The sequence below is a fragment of the Asaia sp. Ae19-3 genome (assembly GCF_059801175.1).
In genome coordinates this window covers 17965-33604 of record NZ_JBCHWF010000002.1, presented here as the reverse complement: position 1 = coordinate 33604, position 15640 = coordinate 17965, and the positions used below count along the sequence as shown (strand labels likewise).

Annotated in this window: 16 protein-coding genes; 11 read left to right on the top strand and 5 right to left on the bottom strand. The window is 59.2% G+C overall.

All coding sequences use genetic code 11. The features are described 5' to 3' along the window. Positions 1-4 precede the first annotated feature (4 nt). From AAID99_RS14435 to AAID99_RS14415, 5 genes are all read left to right on the top strand, one after another. A complete protein-coding gene (locus tag AAID99_RS14435) occupies positions 5-697 on the top strand; it encodes a hypothetical protein (protein WP_498494367.1) in 693 nt (230 codons plus the stop codon). Between the two features lie 18 nt (positions 698-715). Continuing rightward, complete coding sequence (locus tag AAID99_RS14430) at positions 716-1198, top strand: transcriptional regulator (RefSeq protein ID WP_498494365.1); 483 nt, start codon at positions 716-718, stop codon at positions 1196-1198. Next, positions 1195-2556: a DUF1173 family protein gene (locus AAID99_RS14425; protein WP_498494363.1), complete on the top strand. Its 1362-nt coding sequence runs from the start codon at positions 1195-1197 to the stop codon at positions 2554-2556. The genes AAID99_RS14430 and AAID99_RS14425 overlap by 4 nt, the downstream gene beginning before the upstream one ends. 154 nt (positions 2557-2710) lie before the next feature. Next, positions 2711-4720, top strand: coding sequence for an ATP-dependent helicase (locus tag AAID99_RS14420; protein WP_498494361.1), 2010 nt, complete (start codon positions 2711-2713; stop codon positions 4718-4720). A 314-nt stretch (positions 4721-5034) separates the two neighbouring features. Further along, positions 5035-5583, top strand: a complete 549-nt coding sequence (locus AAID99_RS14415; RefSeq protein WP_498494359.1) for a hypothetical protein — start codon at positions 5035-5037, stop codon at positions 5581-5583. A gap of 106 nt (positions 5584-5689) precedes the next feature. Here the strand turns inward: AAID99_RS14415 and AAID99_RS14410 are convergent, their stop codons facing one another. Together AAID99_RS14410 and AAID99_RS14405 are read right to left on the bottom strand one after the other, a co-directional pair. After that, positions 5690-5890 (bottom strand): hypothetical protein, encoded by a 201-nt coding sequence (locus AAID99_RS14410; RefSeq protein WP_498494357.1) that lies wholly within the window; start codon positions 5888-5890, stop codon positions 5690-5692. Positions 5891-5920: 30 nt separating this feature from the next. Then, positions 5921-6436 carry a hypothetical protein gene (locus AAID99_RS14405; protein WP_498494355.1) on the bottom strand — a complete coding sequence of 172 codons (516 nt, stop codon included), beginning with the start codon at positions 6434-6436 and terminating at the stop codon, positions 5921-5923. A gap of 648 nt (positions 6437-7084) precedes the next feature. Between AAID99_RS14405 and AAID99_RS14400 the strand changes: the two genes are divergently transcribed. After that, the gene (locus tag AAID99_RS14400) at positions 7085-7744 is read left to right on the top strand and encodes a hypothetical protein (protein ID WP_498494353.1); all 660 of its coding nucleotides are present in this window, start codon (positions 7085-7087) and stop codon (positions 7742-7744) included. Positions 7745-7888: 144 nt separating this feature from the next. Continuing rightward, entirely contained in the window at positions 7889-8296 is a 408-nt protein-coding gene (locus AAID99_RS14395) for a hypothetical protein (RefSeq protein WP_498494352.1), read from the top strand. A 227-nt stretch (positions 8297-8523) separates the two neighbouring features. Here the strand turns inward: AAID99_RS14395 and AAID99_RS14390 are convergent, their stop codons facing one another. From AAID99_RS14390 to AAID99_RS14380, 3 genes are all read right to left on the bottom strand, one after another. Then, on the bottom strand, positions 8524-9174 hold the full coding sequence (locus AAID99_RS14390) for a hypothetical protein (RefSeq protein WP_498494351.1): 651 nt from the start codon (positions 9172-9174) through the stop codon (positions 8524-8526). Next, positions 9171-9947 (bottom strand): hypothetical protein, encoded by a 777-nt coding sequence (locus tag AAID99_RS14385; protein ID WP_498494349.1) that lies wholly within the window; start codon positions 9945-9947, stop codon positions 9171-9173. Before AAID99_RS14385 ends, AAID99_RS14390 begins: the two co-directional genes overlap by 4 nt. Positions 9948-10037: 90 nt before the next feature. After that, positions 10038-10919 (bottom strand): hypothetical protein, encoded by an 882-nt coding sequence (locus AAID99_RS14380; protein ID WP_498494348.1) that lies wholly within the window; start codon positions 10917-10919, stop codon positions 10038-10040. 325 nt (positions 10920-11244) lie between these two features. Between AAID99_RS14380 and AAID99_RS14375 the strand changes: the two genes are divergently transcribed. From AAID99_RS14375 to mobF, 4 genes are all read left to right on the top strand, one after another. Then, positions 11245-11502 carry a FitA-like ribbon-helix-helix domain-containing protein gene (locus AAID99_RS14375; RefSeq protein ID WP_498494346.1) on the top strand — a complete coding sequence of 86 codons (258 nt, stop codon included), beginning with the start codon at positions 11245-11247 and terminating at the stop codon, positions 11500-11502. Then, complete coding sequence (locus AAID99_RS14370; protein ID WP_498494345.1) at positions 11502-11924, top strand: PIN domain-containing protein; 423 nt, start codon at positions 11502-11504, stop codon at positions 11922-11924. Before AAID99_RS14375 ends, AAID99_RS14370 begins: the two co-directional genes overlap by 1 nt. Before the next feature lie 136 nt (positions 11925-12060). After that, on the top strand, positions 12061-12366 hold the full coding sequence (locus AAID99_RS14365; protein ID WP_498494343.1) for a hypothetical protein: 306 nt from the start codon (positions 12061-12063) through the stop codon (positions 12364-12366). Then, positions 12363-15539 (top strand): MobF family relaxase, encoded by a 3177-nt coding sequence (gene mobF / locus AAID99_RS14360; RefSeq protein WP_498494341.1) that lies wholly within the window; start codon positions 12363-12365, stop codon positions 15537-15539. Before AAID99_RS14365 ends, mobF begins: the two co-directional genes overlap by 4 nt. The last annotated feature ends 101 nt before the right edge of the window (positions 15540-15640 follow it).

Genomic DNA, 15640 nt, shown 5'->3' with positions numbered 1-15640 from the left:
GACCATGACCCACGATCATTCCGATACCGATCTTGACGTGCTCTTCCCTGGCTACGATTTGACTGTCGCGCTGCGGCAGGCATTCCTGAAACATGCCTTGTGCAATAAATACCGTCGCCGGTGCCCAGAGCTGGGCGGTACCCACCCATGGACTCTTGTTGAGCTGTCCTGTCCGATTTCCGGCGAGGTTGTGTCGGGGATCGTCGTGTGCGCCGATCCCGTCCCAGGTGGATGGGATCTTACGCAGTGCTTCGATATTTATACCGGAGAAGATCTGTATACGGGCGCGTTCCGCTCGATCGATCCTATGCAACACGCCGTCCGTCAGATCGGAACTGTTCCTGGGCGGGATGCAGTATCTGCACGCAGCGCGGTCGTGCCTCTCCTGAACCTCGTAGCAGTTGCAACCGCTGATTGGTCGGCCCTGCCCGATATCGTGGCACGAACGACTTCCCCTGGCGGCGTGTCCTCATCGCAGGATTTCCCTGAAGTATTCGTCTGCATTCATGAGGGTGACAACGAACGATATGGCCTCGTCACCAAAGGCTTCACCGACGGTCATGGAGGCTGGAATCTCGAGCTGCCCGTCGAGGTTTTCGTTTCGACAGGTGACATCATCTCGGTTGTGCCCGGCGGGGACACATGGATCGAGCTGATCCATGATGTCGAACCTGACGGTCTGGTGCGGCGCGGCTAGAAAGGGGAGGAGGGCCCAGTGGGTCAGGCAGCATCCCTCATCGACGTGAGACTGAACGGCATTGGCTGGTCGGTCTGCCAGGCAAGCCGACGAAGCCAGATATCGCGGGACCGGATCGCGAGATGGAGAAATGGCATCGGTGAGCCACCTCAGTCTTTCATGGAATGGCTGGACGCCTTGCACGCACTTCACCGGCGCTATGCAACCCCGCTTTCGCGCGACGTTCCCGCCGCAGGTAATCGCGCTCCCATGGATGCCTACGCGGTCGGTCGTGCGCTTATGATCATCGGCTGGTCCGAGCGCCGTCTCGCCGAACATCTTGGCTATCACCGAACTGAGCTGAGGCGTTTGCTGGAGAGCGGCGGCAGGCTCGGCGCACGGTCGTCCCGCTGGCTTGAAATGCTCGAGAACGGACACCGCGACCTGCCACGGCCCGTGGTGTCTCCAATATCTATATGCCGTCCCTTGGCGGAAAGACTGACGATGGAGACGATCCGATGAACACATGGATCACGTTCCCCCACGCATTGCGTGACGGTCGTCCTCGACGTGCCAGTCTCGACTGGGACCACGATCCAGCCAAGGCGTCCCAATGGCAGGCTCTCCTGTCGCAGGCGCATGGCGATCATGCCCACCGGCCGCATTGCGATTGCTGGGCGAACGGAGCGCCCCTGCAGCTTGTCGTTCGCTCACGCGAAGTGCGGGAAAACGGGAACAGGGTACGGCGCTATCACCTCGCACGCATGCCCGAGAGCGGGACCCTTCATCGCGCGAACTGCCCCTTCCACGAACCGGATATTCGCCGGGATGGACGGTCCGGATACGAGCAGGGTGTCATCACCCCATTGCCGGACGGCAACCTCCGGATTGCACTGGAAGGTGGCCTGCTCATCCGTGGCGTGGCCGGCGAGGCTGAGGGGCGCGCTCAACGTCAAATCCCGCGCGGTGCCCGGCCGGGAGATCGTCAACGCCAGATGAGTCTGCTCGGTCTTCTCCATCTCCTTTGGGAGCAATCCGGGCTGACGAACTGGCGACCGGAAGAGAGACGGCGACGCTGGTCCTGGGGGACTATTCGCCAGGCGATCGAGCGCAGTGCCGCGACAATCGTCTCAGGGGGCGCCACGCTCGATCGGAGCCTTGCTATGATCGGGTATAATGATGAAGCAGGCCAGCCTGCGTTCGAACAGGTCCGCGACCATGCCCAGGGGGAACGTCGTGTCCTGCTTTGCGGGATCGTCGATGCAATCGACATCGAGGCGGGGCGCGCTGCAGACCCGGCAAAGCCCCAGCAACGCGCTCATGGCCCGCGTATCCGCCTGCGTTTTGATGGCGCCCGTGCCTTCAACCTTCATCTCATGGGACCGCCCCAGATGGCAGAGGGGCTGGAAACGCAATTCCCATGGGCATGGCGCATTCTGCAGCAAGCCAGAACCGAGCGGGGCAAGGCACAGGTGATCGGCCTTGTGACGGCGCAACTCAGGCCAACGCCTGATGGCCGTGCTACGACAGGGTGGATCGAACGCGTAGCTCTGATGGAGGTTGGGCCGTCCTGTGTGCCTGTCGCAAGCAGCCATGAGCTGGCTTTGTTGATCCACCTGCAGGAACAGCACCGTATTTTCCGCAAGCCTTTACGCTTCGACAGAACGACACAGCTTGTCCATCCCGATTTCGAGCTGCTCGATACGAGAGATCCCCGCGGAACACCCATGGAAGTCTACGGCCTCGATACCGAAGAATACAGGGCGCGTCGCGACGTCAAGGAGGCCCATTATCGGGACGTCTACGGTGTCGGCAATTGGTGGAGCTGGAATGCTGCCCTAGGGGAGGCCATGCCAGACCTGCCCCTGCCTCAGGACTGATCAAAAACCAACGATGACAGCTGTCATCGTTGGCTACGAAAGGCTTTGGGCCTGCCTTACGAGACTAAAACGCCAGCCGCGCCTGTTTGCAGCGTGGCGCGGCAGGGAAACAGATATGTACCAGACCGCTCCGTTACCGGATCACTCATCGATCATGTCCGGCCTTACGCACGTCCAGCGCGACGCCGCCCGTCAACCCGGGACCGTTGTGGTGCTGGCCGGTGCCGGGACAGGCAAGACCAGGACACTGGTTGCGGGGATTGCTGATCGGATCTGCAGACGCGGCATTCCTGCGCATCGCATTCTGGCCGTGACATTCACCAACAAGGCCGCAGGGGAGATGAGGTCGCGTATCGAAGCTGTACTTGGAAGTGACCATGCACCCCGATGGGTCGGCACCTTCCATGGGCATGGTCGTCGCCAGATGCGGAACGATCCTGATATCGCCGGTCTGCGCGAGGGGTTCGATATCTGCGACGCCGAGGACAGCCGTATAATCGTCCGTCGTTTGCTGGAGGAAGCCTGTGCGGCCGGCTTTGAAGCACCAGACGATGTGACGATGAAACAGCGGATCCGCTCCGTTTCGACACGTATTGCCCTGCTCAAGGAGAGGCTTATTCTTCCCAACGATGCCGTACGCTCGACTGAGGGGCTCATTGCTTCAGGGCAGTTGCATGAGGGAGACGATCTGAATGCCTGGCGTGAGGCTGCTGCGCTTTACCGTCCCTACCAGTCTCACCTGAGAGAAGCCAACAAGGCAGACTTCGCGGATCTGCTCCTGTGGCCTACCGTCACCATGCTGCGAGACGAGTCATACCGTCGCGACTGGGCCGGTCGGTTCGATGCGGTGCTTACGGACGAATTCCAGGACGTCAATCGGCTTCAGTATCTCTGGCTACAGGCACTTTCGCGCGACCATGGCGAGTTGTTCTGCGTGGGCGACGACGCGCAATCGATTTTCGGCTGGCGAGGGGCGAGTGTATCCATCATACGCTCCTTCCTTTCGGAATTTCCGCACGGACGCATGATCGCGCTCGAGGAGAATTTTCGCTCCACGGGCCATATCCTCGCAGCCGCCAATGCCGTGATCGCGGCGGATCCTGATCGTCTGCAAAAGACACTCTATACGGCAGCCGGAGATGGAGCGCCGATCGACATCCTAAGCTGGCCTGGTGGCGCCGAAGAGGCCAAGGGTGTTGTCGACGAGATTGCGCGACGAGGGCTGGAAGGCGTCTCTTTCGATGATATGGCGATCCTCTACCGTTTCAATTTCCAGTCCCGGCAGCTCGAGGAAGCGCTGCTGCACGCACATATTCCATATGAGCTCGTTAACGATACGGCGTTCTGGCAGCGCGTCCCTGTGAAGGATGCTCTGGCGCTCCTCAGGCTTTGCAGCAGTCTCGACGACCGGCAATCCGATGAGGCGTTCCGTAGAATGGCCAACCGCCCCAGACGGGGCATAGGCGCGGTGTTCATGGCGCGTCTGGAGCAGACCTCCGAGCAATCCTATCTTTCTCTCTTTGAGACGGCTGAGAAGATTGCTGCAGGTGGCAAAACCAAGGCTCATGATGCGCTCGCGTCTTTCACTACCACGATCCGCGAGATCGCCGGGAAGGTCGGGATGCCGGTTGCAGAGAGGCTCCGTATGCTCCTCGAGAGAACCGGCTATCTCGAGATGCATCGCCAGGAAGGCGACGAAGGAAAGACAGCGCTCGAAAACCTGCACGAGCTCTGTGCTCTTGCGGAGACGTTCCCGACCCTTGAAGCCTTGTTCGACCATGCAGCCCTTGGCAGTGTGCGCGATGACACAGATCCAATCGGCAGGGTGAAACTCATGACGATCCATGGCTCCAAGGGGCTCGAGTTTGCTCACGTGTTTTTGCCAGGTTGGGAGGACACGCTCTTTCCGTCGACCAATGCGACAGCAGATCCGGCCGAAGAGAGGCGGCTTGCCTATGTGGCGCTGACCCGAGGCCGCCGACGTGTCAGTATCTCTTGGTGCCGCTATCGCGGCGGTCGGCCCGCGGCTGCGAACGTTTTCATCGACGATATTCCGCAGACCTCGCGGCATCTGGGATGGCCGAGGAGGCGTGTCGTGCCGAACGGCGGCGATACCGCTGCCGAGCCCGTCTCGGTGTTCACCCAGAGCGGGTTGAGGTCATGAGTGACGGCCAACCCGGAGATCCGAGAGAGGGAGCATCCCGTGCATCGAAATGGGCACATGACTGCGCGCAATGCGGGGATGGCGCCATGTTCGGCTTTGTCGGCCGCCGTGGGGATCAGGCATGGTACTGTATGGCCCACCGCGAAACGCCAAGTAATGCTATCGGCGCGGTCAAAAGAATAGAACCCGCTCTTGCCGACCTCTGATACATTAGTGGGGACAATCGTACAAAGGTGGCTTTTGATCGAGGGGACGGCCCGCACTCACATCGCGATCATATATCGTCATGAGCGTTGCCAAAATCTGGAGCCCTCATGCCGCCACGTACGCCTTCACCGCCACCTACGATCCCTTTTTACGACAAATCGCCTGAGGAAAAGCGCGGGGCACGCCGCACATTGCGGCTTCGCCTGCTGAAACTGCTTGATTCGCAGCCTATGACAGTCATGGCGTTAAGGCTATCGCTGGAGCCAGATACGGCCGGCGCATTGGTGGCGACACTTGAAGATCTCGTGGCGGCCGGAGAAATCGCGGCAATCGGTCATGGCGCTTATACAAAGGTGCCCTGGGGCCCGGAGATGAGACCCGTTGTTGCGGCCCCATTGCGCGATACCGTTCATGGTGCACTCGTCCACCTCGCACGGAAGACTCGGCGCAAATCCTGCTCGGTGACAGCAGTATCCGGATTTCTCGGATTGTCGATCGAGGATGTAGCATCCAGTCTGCAGCAGATCGAGATCGCCGGTCAGGCCAGCTTCGACGACGCGACAGGTGAGTGGCGCCCCGTCGGAACCGTCACAATACGCCGCGCACGTAAAGGTATCGACGAGGGAATTCCCCCCATACCAACCCCCAGGCATTGAAGCACACGCAGGAAACCTGCTGTGCTGAAGCGAGGTCTACGGGCGGAGTTATCCCCAGTTTCTGTGGACAGAAACGGGGAGAACCACAGAGTAATAGGTGGTCGCCCTACTCAAAAGAAGCGAGATACCAACTCAGATCGTCGAGTAGATGATTGGGGCCGATCGCCGTCAGGATGCCAACGACGATCACGACGACAGAGGCGGTCATGAGCGTCTTCCTCAAGCGCGACGGTTGCCGTATGCCCATGGCAGAACGCCACCGCTTTTTCGCTTCTTCGCGGTCATGTTCCCGATCTGCAAGATTCATGAATGTGACTCCTTCCGGGGCCTGATAGGATTACCCGGCATCGTGCCCTGTCGCAGCGTCGCTATGAATTCGCGGCATCGGCGCATCATATGGCGCAGCGCCCAGCCGGAGGCGGGCGCCGCTGTCACCCAATGTGACGATCGTATCGTTGCAATGGCGATCAGCATGACATATCGGCAACGTCACATCCGTATCGAACCGGGTTTGTGTCGTAAGCGGCACCGTCCGGGGTGTGGCCTGACCGGCAGTTTCTTTGGCCGTCAATTGCTCGTAAGCGAGATGCAGGCTGATCCGGTCGCTCGACTGCCCCGCATAGGTCAGAACGAGATCCTCAGTGACGACAGGAGCGGCATGCCCAGAGCCCGGGTCGGTCACCAGACGTGATGTGCCCGCATGAATCGCATGCTCGAAAGCGAGAGCCGAGGAACCGGAAAGGGTTTCGAGGGGCGTTTCCGACGCAAGTTTAGGAAAACTGACTTCGAAATGTACCAAGGTGGTCGGCGTCAGTCGAGATGCGGCGCTGGGCTGTGAAGGGAGCGTGGACATAAGCTGTGCCGGGGGAGGGGCGTAAGCTGTGTTTGGATGGGCTCCCTCGTCAGCATAGGCAGCGCTGCAAGTGCAGGCGGCTAGCGCTGTTACCGCCCTGGCTGTGGCAATATAAAAACGTGTGGCGTTGTGAAATGACGATAGTCGTCTGACAGCGGAAACGATCAAGGTGATATGCCCCAGTAGCGTGACGGCCCCATCGGGTGACAGAACCTGCGTGTTGCCACGCAGGTCATAGGTTACGAGTTTGCGATGTGAGTGCGGACAAGCACACCCCGATTGGGGCGCGTTTCGTGGCTACGGATGAACGGCATGGGCGCGCGTTGCGCGGCCTACGGCTGCGGCGTCACACGCCGCACCCACGCGGTGAGCGTATTGTGCTGTGTACTTCTGCTTGCTAATGAACAGATTAAGTATTCATAAAAGGAACATAAATAACAAGACTCATGAATTTGCATTTACACGCTTTTTTACTATGCGGTCAGTACATGGCTGAGCAAATAGACATGCGGTATTGTCTATTCTATTTCTTATGAAAGGCCGATATAACTTTACTTGTGGACAGGCAATAGCGCCCCACACAAAAAGCGCCCCGGAAGGTGCTCTAACACCACTCCGGGACTTCGCCAGAATGAAAGATTGATTTTCATGTCAGACGCAAACCGCAATATCGCCCGTAACGCATACGCTGGCAAGTATTCCCCCACGCAGGTTCGCCGCTTCAAAGAGGCAGAAGAGCGCGTGAGCCGCAACTACAAGCCGAGCCTTGAACTGATCGCGCGTATGATGCCGAGCGAGGGTCAGGTAACTGCGATGTGGCGCGACTTTGAATCTGCTCCAACGTTCGATTTCGATGAACTCGTGGGTCAGGGTAAAACGATGATTGAAGATCAATACAACACCTTTGCGCCGATAATGATTTTTTCGAACCATCACGGCGAAAACAATAATGCTTTGGTAATGCACTTGAATCGCGTTGTTGAGGGCTTTATCGCCTCCGCCTATGGTGCAGCGAAGTTTGCTGAAAAGAATGTCATTGCCGCTCAGAATGCCGCAGATCCTTTCTATAATCAGTATCGAGACGAGGACCGTCAGGGCGTTGATGGCGGCCCCAACCGCAGAGAGAACCTTCGCCGCATCGCCGCCGAAACATCGGTGCGTGCTTTCGCTCTCTATCAGCAGGCGATTGGCGTTTGCGCTGCCTATAAGGAACTTGTCGGGAGCGACTGGACACCTTGGGTTGCTCCAAGCCGCCGCAGCGTGGCGGAACGCGCCGAAGAACTATCAGTCAGTGATTGCGGCTTCTAACCCTTCCCGCCGGACCCGAAAGGGTCCGGTTTTCGTTTGGGGCCTTGGCCTCGATAGGGCGGGGAGGCGGACAACGCCGCTGACGCGCCGTTGCGGTTTTTTTAGGCCCGCGCAAGACGCGGGCAGACGCACGGATTATGATTCATGCCCACGTTAAATGATCGACGTTCGATCGTATGCATCTTTTGGGGTAATCCCAACACGCAACCATCTGAAGGCAGTGAAACCTTACCGGACGGGCGGACCCTATGGGCCTGCACAGTCCTCGACCGTGCGTATGAACGCGAAATCGTCGCCGAGCACGCGCCGAGCGTAAAGCCCGGCTGTGGCTGGTCTCATGGATGGAGCGCCTACCATCCGCCGGTCACACGCTGGAGCCCGGAGCGCAAGGCGGACACGCGGCGTAGGAGGTTGCGCGCCCGTCTCGAAAAGCAGGTGCCCTTACTGGCCGATATGGAAGAGGCTGACGAGCTGGCCCGCCGCCCTGCTTATTTCAGCGCCTCAGGGATCGAGGCGACAGACCGGGAGCGCGATGCGCGGGATCGGTGTTAATTACCGCGCAAATTTGGACACAACTCACGCAGCGGGGCGTTCGTCGCCTCGCGGGGCCGCGTTGCCCCCACTTGCCACATATCCACAGGGCACGCGCTCTCGACTCTTGACGGTCGAGCGCGTGCCCTGTGGATATGCTCCGGCGTCCCTTACGGGACGCCTACGGCCCTTCGGGCTGGAAAGCAGGGACAACGCTCGCAGCAGAATGGGATCATGATCCGGCTCGGTCATGGTCCGTTCGCAGGAGCGGCTGGCAGACGGTCATATTCCGGCAACCTGCACCAGGCTTTGCCGGTATCAGCGTAAGAGATGTTGTTCCTGTCGCGGCATTGGTTGCCAACCTCTATCGAGCGCCAGTAAAAACCTATCCCCGAGAGAAAGGCGACCACAAACACACCGGCCCCGATCAGCACAAGGCGTGCGATGAACCGGTTGCGCCCGTATTGGTAGAAGCCCCTCTCGACGAACGGCGCGCGCTCCTTGATCTTGTCGAGTACCGCCGGTGCTACCTCGGACTCTATCCTGCTCACCATTGCCGCAACGGTAGCGTTGTAGAGGTCTCGGTGCTTTTGCTCGTCTTCCTTAAGGCGCAACTCGGCGCGCACGGTCACGGCGTCGATGATCTTCTGAGCATCCGCCACCAGGTCGGTGATCGCTTGAGCGGAATCATGGGCGAGCGTGGTATTGCGCTCGACCTGATTGACAGAAATCTGTGAGACAGCGGCATAGGCGTCGAGCGACGCCCGCATTGCCCCGATCATGCGACCGAACGGGCTGTAGCGATCTATTCCTTCCAGCCGCGCAGTCTCTTCGAGTTCGAGGCCTGCACGACGCAGGCCCTCAATGAGTTGCGATGCGTTCGGATCAGGGCTGGTCATGGGAGCCAGTCCTCGATGCCAGCCTCGCTGATCCGGGCCTTGATCGTGTCGATCCAGTGCTGGATCATCGCACGACGAAACGGATCGAGAGGCGTCCCATCCGGGCGAGGTTTCCCTGCGGCGGCATCGTGAAAGGTGAGACCGCTCTCCATGACGAGAGGAAGGCAGCTCAGCTTGGGAACGCGTAAAATAGCCGTCTCACAGCCGTCGAATTTGAGCCCGTTTAATCTACTTAGGACTTCACCATAGATGCGGTCGGGATCGTGCCCAGTGGGGACGGTCCATTCGTTGAACACGAACACGGCGCGGCTTGGACGAAAAAGCGCACTCGCCCAGAGGCGCTCCAGATAGGCGGTATCACCTTGCTGCGGCCCAATCATGAAGGCGCCGGTGACAGAGATGCCCAAGCCCTCGGCGAGCTTGATTATGTTCTCGTCCTTCGCCCAGGTCTCAAGCGTGCGGTCGCCGCCACCGACATCGACCACAAGAGACTGCTTCGAGGCAGCAGCCTTGCCAAAGATATCAGCGAACCATTCACGAAGCGTGGCCGCTTCTTCCGAGGCAGGCCGAGGCACGCCATATTTGTCATAAAGCGCCTTGGAGATGGAGATGCCCGGATTGCGTGCATCACCGTCAGCAAGAAGAGGTGGGGTGTTCTTATAGATGGCGATCTCGCCTATCGCCGAGAGAAACGTCGATCCTCCGAGATTGCCGCGCCCTGTCTTCACGAGAGCGACGGGAGTTTTCTTCTTGCGGGGCTCAGTCGATGACATGTGGCTTTTCTCCTTGTGAAACGATCTTCTGATCGTAGGAGAAGCTTGGCAGATCCTGATGTGAGTGCTGACGCTCTTTACGGCAAGATACTAAAAATTCCGAGCATAGCCCTTTACCAGCGGCAGCATTGCTTTGAGGGTGAACGATCTCTCCTTTAACGGGATGGCCTCGATCATGGGCACACAGGCGCGTGCCCAGTCCGATTGCCATTCAAAGAAGGACATGCGCGGCAATCCCGGGATCTGTTCGAAATCCGTGCGTCCATCGGGCGTCAGCCCTGTCGCATCAAGCGGCGTCAAAGCCTCCAGCGGCAGATTCTCCGGCATCCCGGCAGGGCGCGGCCCGACATAAGAAGGCGGCAAGGGTTTGAACCGATCCTCTCCATAGCGGGGTGCGGCTTCCAGCATCTTCACCGGCCGCTTGATCTGCCCGATGAGGACGTCCGGCGCATCGTCCTGACCCGTAGTCTCGGAGATGACCGGCACTGGCATTGTCGGAACTGCTGCGGATACAGGGGTGCTGGACGGCTCAGCCGGGGTTGGTGGAAAGCCCCGCTCAGCAATCTGGCGGATCGCAAATTCGCGCTCGGCCTCTGCCCGGGCAGAGGCAGCTTCCTTCAAACTGGCTTCGTCTTGAATACGCTTCAGACGTGCTGCTTCCCGCCGTGCCTCTGCTACGGCCTCGGCGGCTTCATTCCGGGCTGCTTCTCGCTCTCCCTGTTCTTTCAGAAACTTGCCGGTGCGATACCAGATGATCTTAGCACACTGAACCGAGGGGGGGCGGCCTTTAGCGTTCGTCAGCCCGACTTTTCCAAACCACGAACATAGCGCCTGCCAGTCCATTCGGCGGCCATGCCATGCTGCAATGAGAGCCTCGCGGTTCAGCTCCATCCATACACGAAGAGACATCTCGCCAGCGCCTTGCTGAAGCGCGCTGAGTGCTCCCTCAATTCCGATACTCGCCGCCGTCATCACGTCTCTCCGCACCTCTGCCTTGCGTTCTAGCATGCCTCTCCGACGACTTCAATCGGCTACGGTTCGCTTACGCGAAGGCTACGGACGACATCAGAACGACTACAGAAGAGCTACAGTATTTTTTCTTCTCCATATACAAATGCAAACTTTCAGTTTGCGCTGCGCGCCGCTCTCACAGGGGAACGCTGCGACACCCGCGTAGGCACTCGGATCGGGGACGGTCTTTGCTCTTCCAACGGGCGTCGTGAAGCTGAAACTGTGCTTGTGAGGCGCGGGGCCATTACGATATAAGGGCTGTGATATCGTGATATCAGGAGTTCTCATGGCACAGTTCGTTATCCGCAATCTGGACGACAGCGTTCATGCTGCGATCCGGCAAAGAGCCGCCCGACACGGTCGAGGTCTGGAGGCCGAGGTGCGTGAAATCCTGAGCAGGGTCGCGTCGGAAGAGGCTGGCATTCACCCAGGGGCAAGACGGGGCGCACGCATGGCCGCCCGTTTCGCTCAGGTTGGATTCCGGGAGGGAGAGGGAATCGAGGAGCTGAGAGGGACGGCTGCTACACCGGCAGCTTTCGACTGATGCTCGTACTCGACACCAATATCTTGTCCGCCTTGATGAAGGCGCAGCCGGATCCCGTCGTGACTGGATGGCTCGATCAGCAAGGTAGTGCAGCTCTGCGAACAACGTCAGTCAATGTGTTCGAGGTTCGCTTTGGTCTTGCTCGTATGGAAGCCGGCCGGAGACGGACTGCCCTGATCGACGCTTTTTCCGCGATGCTCGTAGAGGATCTGGGCGGTGCGGGTCTTGAGCTCGACGACCGTGCTGCTGATGTTGCTGCGGCTATAGCCGCAGAGCGTGAGGCCGTCGGGAGACCTGTCGACTTTCGAGACACAACGATCGCGGCCATAGCCGTGCGATATGACGCCACACTTGTCACGAGGAACCTTCGGCATTTTTTCGGCCTGCCTATCCCGGTAATCTCCCCGTGGGGCACAGAATAAGTACCTCTGCGAGACAGTGCCTAGAGTCAGGTAAGCTGGCGCTCTGGGATACCTGCCAAGGAAGATGAAGCGCGGCAGCGCGCACTCACATCGAATACGTGCATGATCCTCTTTGAAGTAAACGGCGGAGGTGACCATGCGCGACGGCAATGAGACAGGAGAACTGGGAGAGCGAAGCGCCGCGTCCGGTGTCAAGGGTGGGTTCGAGATCCTTGTCGCTACGAAGCTCACCCATATCGGTCAGACAGTCGCTGACATCCATCGTCTGGTAAGTCCCCCCGAAGATGACACAGGGGATAAACTGGTAGATGTCATGAGCCGGATCGCGGACGGGATTGAGAACCTCGCTGTTACTCTGAACGAGATCCTTGAAGGGCAGAGCCGCATCGAGGAGCGGCTCGACCTCGTCGAAAAGACAGTGCGGCCGGCACCTGTCCAATGATCACATTCAGAAAACTCAGCGCGGAGGGAGCCGGAAAGCTTATCCTTGCCTATCTGCGCGAACACAAGACGGAGCCAGAACAGGATGCCCGTTTTGAGGCCAATCCTGATCGGGAGTCGGGTGAGCGTCTGAACAGCTATTATACCGGCAGAGACGAACGCGGTAGCTGGGGACCTGATATGGGGGAGCGTATCGCTAATGCCCTCGGGATCGACCCATTGAAATTACCGGCGGACGAGACATTGGCGCGCTTGTTTGAAGCTCGAAGGGCAGACACCGGGGACCACTGGGCCAATACCGGTCGAAAGCGTGAAATCTCTGCAATCGATTTCACCTCAGCGCCGCACAAATCTGTCTCAATCGCGATCCTACTCGCGCGATCGAGTGAGGAGCAGGCGTTGCTTTGGCAGGCAATGCACAGGGCAAATGACACAGCGATGAAGTTCATCGCCAAGGAAATCGGACAGGCCCGACGCGGGTCCGGGGACAGCGCCCATGTGGAGCAGGGCGAGGTGGCCTGGGTCACGTTCCGGCATCAGTCAGCACGTCCCGTGTTGGACATTCAGGACGGTCGTGATGGGGCGACGGCACAAGTGGAGGTGCCAATCCCTGGAGATCCTCAGGCACATCTCCACAACCCCATGTTCAATGCTGTGGCGACAGAGACCGGTCATCTAGGTTCACTGGATTCTGCCAGGGTTACTTCGACCACTGCGCACTTATTTGGTGCCCTCTTCCAGGCGTCGTTTGCAGCGGAACTGCGTGAGCTGGGGATTAAGGTAAGGCCGGAGAACAAGGGCAGATCAATCGCGATCGAAGCAGTCCCGCAAGAGGTATGCGATCACTTCTCCAAGCGTAGCAAGCAGGCCCAGCGTCAGGCGAAAGCTTTCGCGAAGAAGCAGGGACGGAACTGGGACGATCTTACTGCCGAGCAGAAATTCACGATGCTCCACCAGGCCAACCTCGCGTACAGGTCCGCAAAGTATAAAGGCGACAATGATCGCGAGATCTGGGAAGCTCAGGCAGAGGAAATCGGCTGGGGCCGCGAGACCGTGCTCACCGGGCATAGAGCTGCGGAGTTGACCAGTGAGCAGCGTTTTGCCGAGGCGTACAGGGTTGCGTCCGGGATGATCGCTGAGGACTTCAAGACGGCGGCAGTTTTGGATCGGGACGTTCTCAGAACTCACGCGGCTCATGGCTACATCGCTGCTGGTCTAAAAGACACGAACGAGATCGAACAGCTTGCCAATCATATCGAGCAAAGTGGCTTGATGGTGGAGGGGCAGCATACGCCGCTTTTGGTGCGGTCAGTCGACGGCCGGGTCAAGATGACGACGCAGCAGCAGGTCGATCTCGAGCGCGAAATGGGGCGTCTTGCGGGCGCGGCATCACGGCAACGCGAGGGTGCGCTGAGCGAGCAACAGCTCGCTGAGGCGATTGCCCGATCAGGACTGGATTTTGAGCGCGAGCCAGATCATGGCGCTGCCCAGCTCGCGGCGATGAGGGGATTTGGGCAGGCCGGACGTCTGGGATTGCTCGCGGGCGTTGCGGGGTCAGGCAAGACGACGATGCTGCGACCCCTCGTTGATGCATGGCATGAGGATGGACGCAAGGTCGTTGGCACGGCCATGGCCTGGAGACAGACCAACGCGCTGAAAGAGGCGGGGATCAAGACGGGCTTTGCGCTCTCCCCGCTTCTTGCGCGGATGGAGCGCGGTGAGCTTCAGCTCGGGCCGAACGGTGTGCTCGTGATCGATGAGGTGAGCCAGGTTTCACCAAGGCAGTTGCTGCAGTTGCTGCAACATCGGGACAAGCAGGGCTTCTCTTTACGTCTTCTGGGAGACCGTGAGCAGGCTCAGGCGATCGAGGCGGGAGATTCGATCGCAATTCTGGAACGGGTGCTGCCAAAGGAGCAGCAGATGGCCCTGAGTTCAACTGTCCGACAGGACAGTGCCCGCAAGAGAGAAATCGCAGGATTTTTTCGTAGTCCTGGTCGCGACCTCTCCAAAACCGAGGACGAGCAGAAAGCGATCGATCAGGCGCGCGCGCGAAAGGCGATCGATATGAAGCGTCGGGATGGCACCCTGAGCCTGGTTGGTGGGGATTACGATCAGGTCATCGCCGAGACCGCAGATTTTTACCTGCGCCGGCGCGATGCTCTCACGGTATCGGGCTCGAAGCGAGGCATCACCATGTCTGCCCCAACGAACGAGGACGCGTTGGCGCTAGGTATGGCAGTTCGAGAGCGGTTGCGGCAGCGTGGCGAAATCGATGCCCGAGAAACGGTACGCCCGGCGATTAGCCAGCGTGGTACGACCTCGGATGTCTATGACCTTCCCATCGCAGCAGGGGATCGCCTACGCCTCTATTCCCGAACATGGGGAACCTACAACTCGAAATGGGGCGAGAGACGTCATGAGCTTGGGGCGAATGGTGACTTTGCAACAGTTATGTCGTGGGACGACAAGGGCCTGGTTTTGCGCAATGACAAAGGACGCAAGGGATTCGTGTCTTGGGACATGCTGACCGACGCCAAAACGGGACGGCTACGTCTGGGTCTGGGCTACGCGATGACGATCGACGCCGCGCAGGGGGTAACTTCAGACGAGCACATCAACGCAATGCCGCGCGGGTCTGCCGCAGTAACGGGGTTCACAACGTACGTGGCCGAGAGCCGTCATGTTTCTCAGTGCTGGACGTGGATAGGTGAGGGCTCTCTTAGAGAAGCGGAACAATGGTCGAGACCTTTGGGGGATAAAACTCCAGTAACGATGAACGACCTCTACGATCGACTGGCGGCAGATATGGGACGCCACCCGTACAAGGCGCTTGGGATCGATCTGGTGCGTCAGCGTCTCGACTTTGAGGATGACCGGCGTGCGTGGATGAAGACAGAGCATGAGAACAGCGTCTCTCTCCAGCAGGGAAAGAGTCCGGGCAGGGGTGCTCGACAAAAGCGAGAACGCAAAGGGTTCGATGCGGTCAAGCCTGAGCAGTGGGACGATCTGGGGCGTAAGTTACGCAAAGCGGGCTATGCGACACAGAACGCCATGGATCGTGCCATCAAAAGCAAGGGGTTGGTCAGGACCGGAGAGCGTCGCGATTTGGCGCAGCCGGTATTAAATCTCCCGCGCGGTAATCCGCAAGATAGGGACACAGGTAGAGGGCGCTAAGGCGCCCTACACCTACCAGCCAGGAACGGCTCGGTAGGTGTGTTGCTGGGGAACGGACGCTTCCGGGAAAAGGTTCTTTCGTTATATCCTGACGCCCAATC

Coding starts and splice junctions, on each gene's coding strand:
- AAID99_RS14435 (WP_498494367.1), top strand. CDS start 5: ATGACCCACGATCATTCCGATACCGATCTTGACGTGCTCTTCCCTGGC.
- AAID99_RS14425 (WP_498494363.1), top strand. CDS start 1,195: ATGAACACATGGATCACGTTCCCCCACGCATTGCGTGACGGTCGTCCT.
- AAID99_RS14420 (WP_498494361.1), top strand. CDS start 2,711: ATGTCCGGCCTTACGCACGTCCAGCGCGACGCCGCCCGTCAACCCGGG.
- AAID99_RS14415 (WP_498494359.1), top strand. CDS start 5,035: ATGCCGCCACGTACGCCTTCACCGCCACCTACGATCCCTTTTTACGAC.
- AAID99_RS14410 (WP_498494357.1), bottom strand. CDS start 5,890: ATGAATCTTGCAGATCGGGAACATGACCGCGAAGAAGCGAAAAAGCGG.
- AAID99_RS14405 (WP_498494355.1), bottom strand. CDS start 6,436: ATGTCCACGCTCCCTTCACAGCCCAGCGCCGCATCTCGACTGACGCCG.
- AAID99_RS14400 (WP_498494353.1), top strand. CDS start 7,085: ATGTCAGACGCAAACCGCAATATCGCCCGTAACGCATACGCTGGCAAG.
- AAID99_RS14395 (WP_498494352.1), top strand. CDS start 7,889: ATGCCCACGTTAAATGATCGACGTTCGATCGTATGCATCTTTTGGGGT.
- AAID99_RS14390 (WP_498494351.1), bottom strand. CDS start 9,174: ATGACCAGCCCTGATCCGAACGCATCGCAACTCATTGAGGGCCTGCGT.
- AAID99_RS14385 (WP_498494349.1), bottom strand. CDS start 9,947: ATGTCATCGACTGAGCCCCGCAAGAAGAAAACTCCCGTCGCTCTCGTG.
- AAID99_RS14380 (WP_498494348.1), bottom strand. CDS start 10,919: ATGACGGCGGCGAGTATCGGAATTGAGGGAGCACTCAGCGCGCTTCAG.
- AAID99_RS14375 (WP_498494346.1), top strand. CDS start 11,245: ATGGCACAGTTCGTTATCCGCAATCTGGACGACAGCGTTCATGCTGCG.
- AAID99_RS14370 (WP_498494345.1), top strand. CDS start 11,502: ATGCTCGTACTCGACACCAATATCTTGTCCGCCTTGATGAAGGCGCAG.
- AAID99_RS14365 (WP_498494343.1), top strand. CDS start 12,061: ATGCGCGACGGCAATGAGACAGGAGAACTGGGAGAGCGAAGCGCCGCG.
- mobF (WP_498494341.1), top strand. CDS start 12,363: ATGATCACATTCAGAAAACTCAGCGCGGAGGGAGCCGGAAAGCTTATC.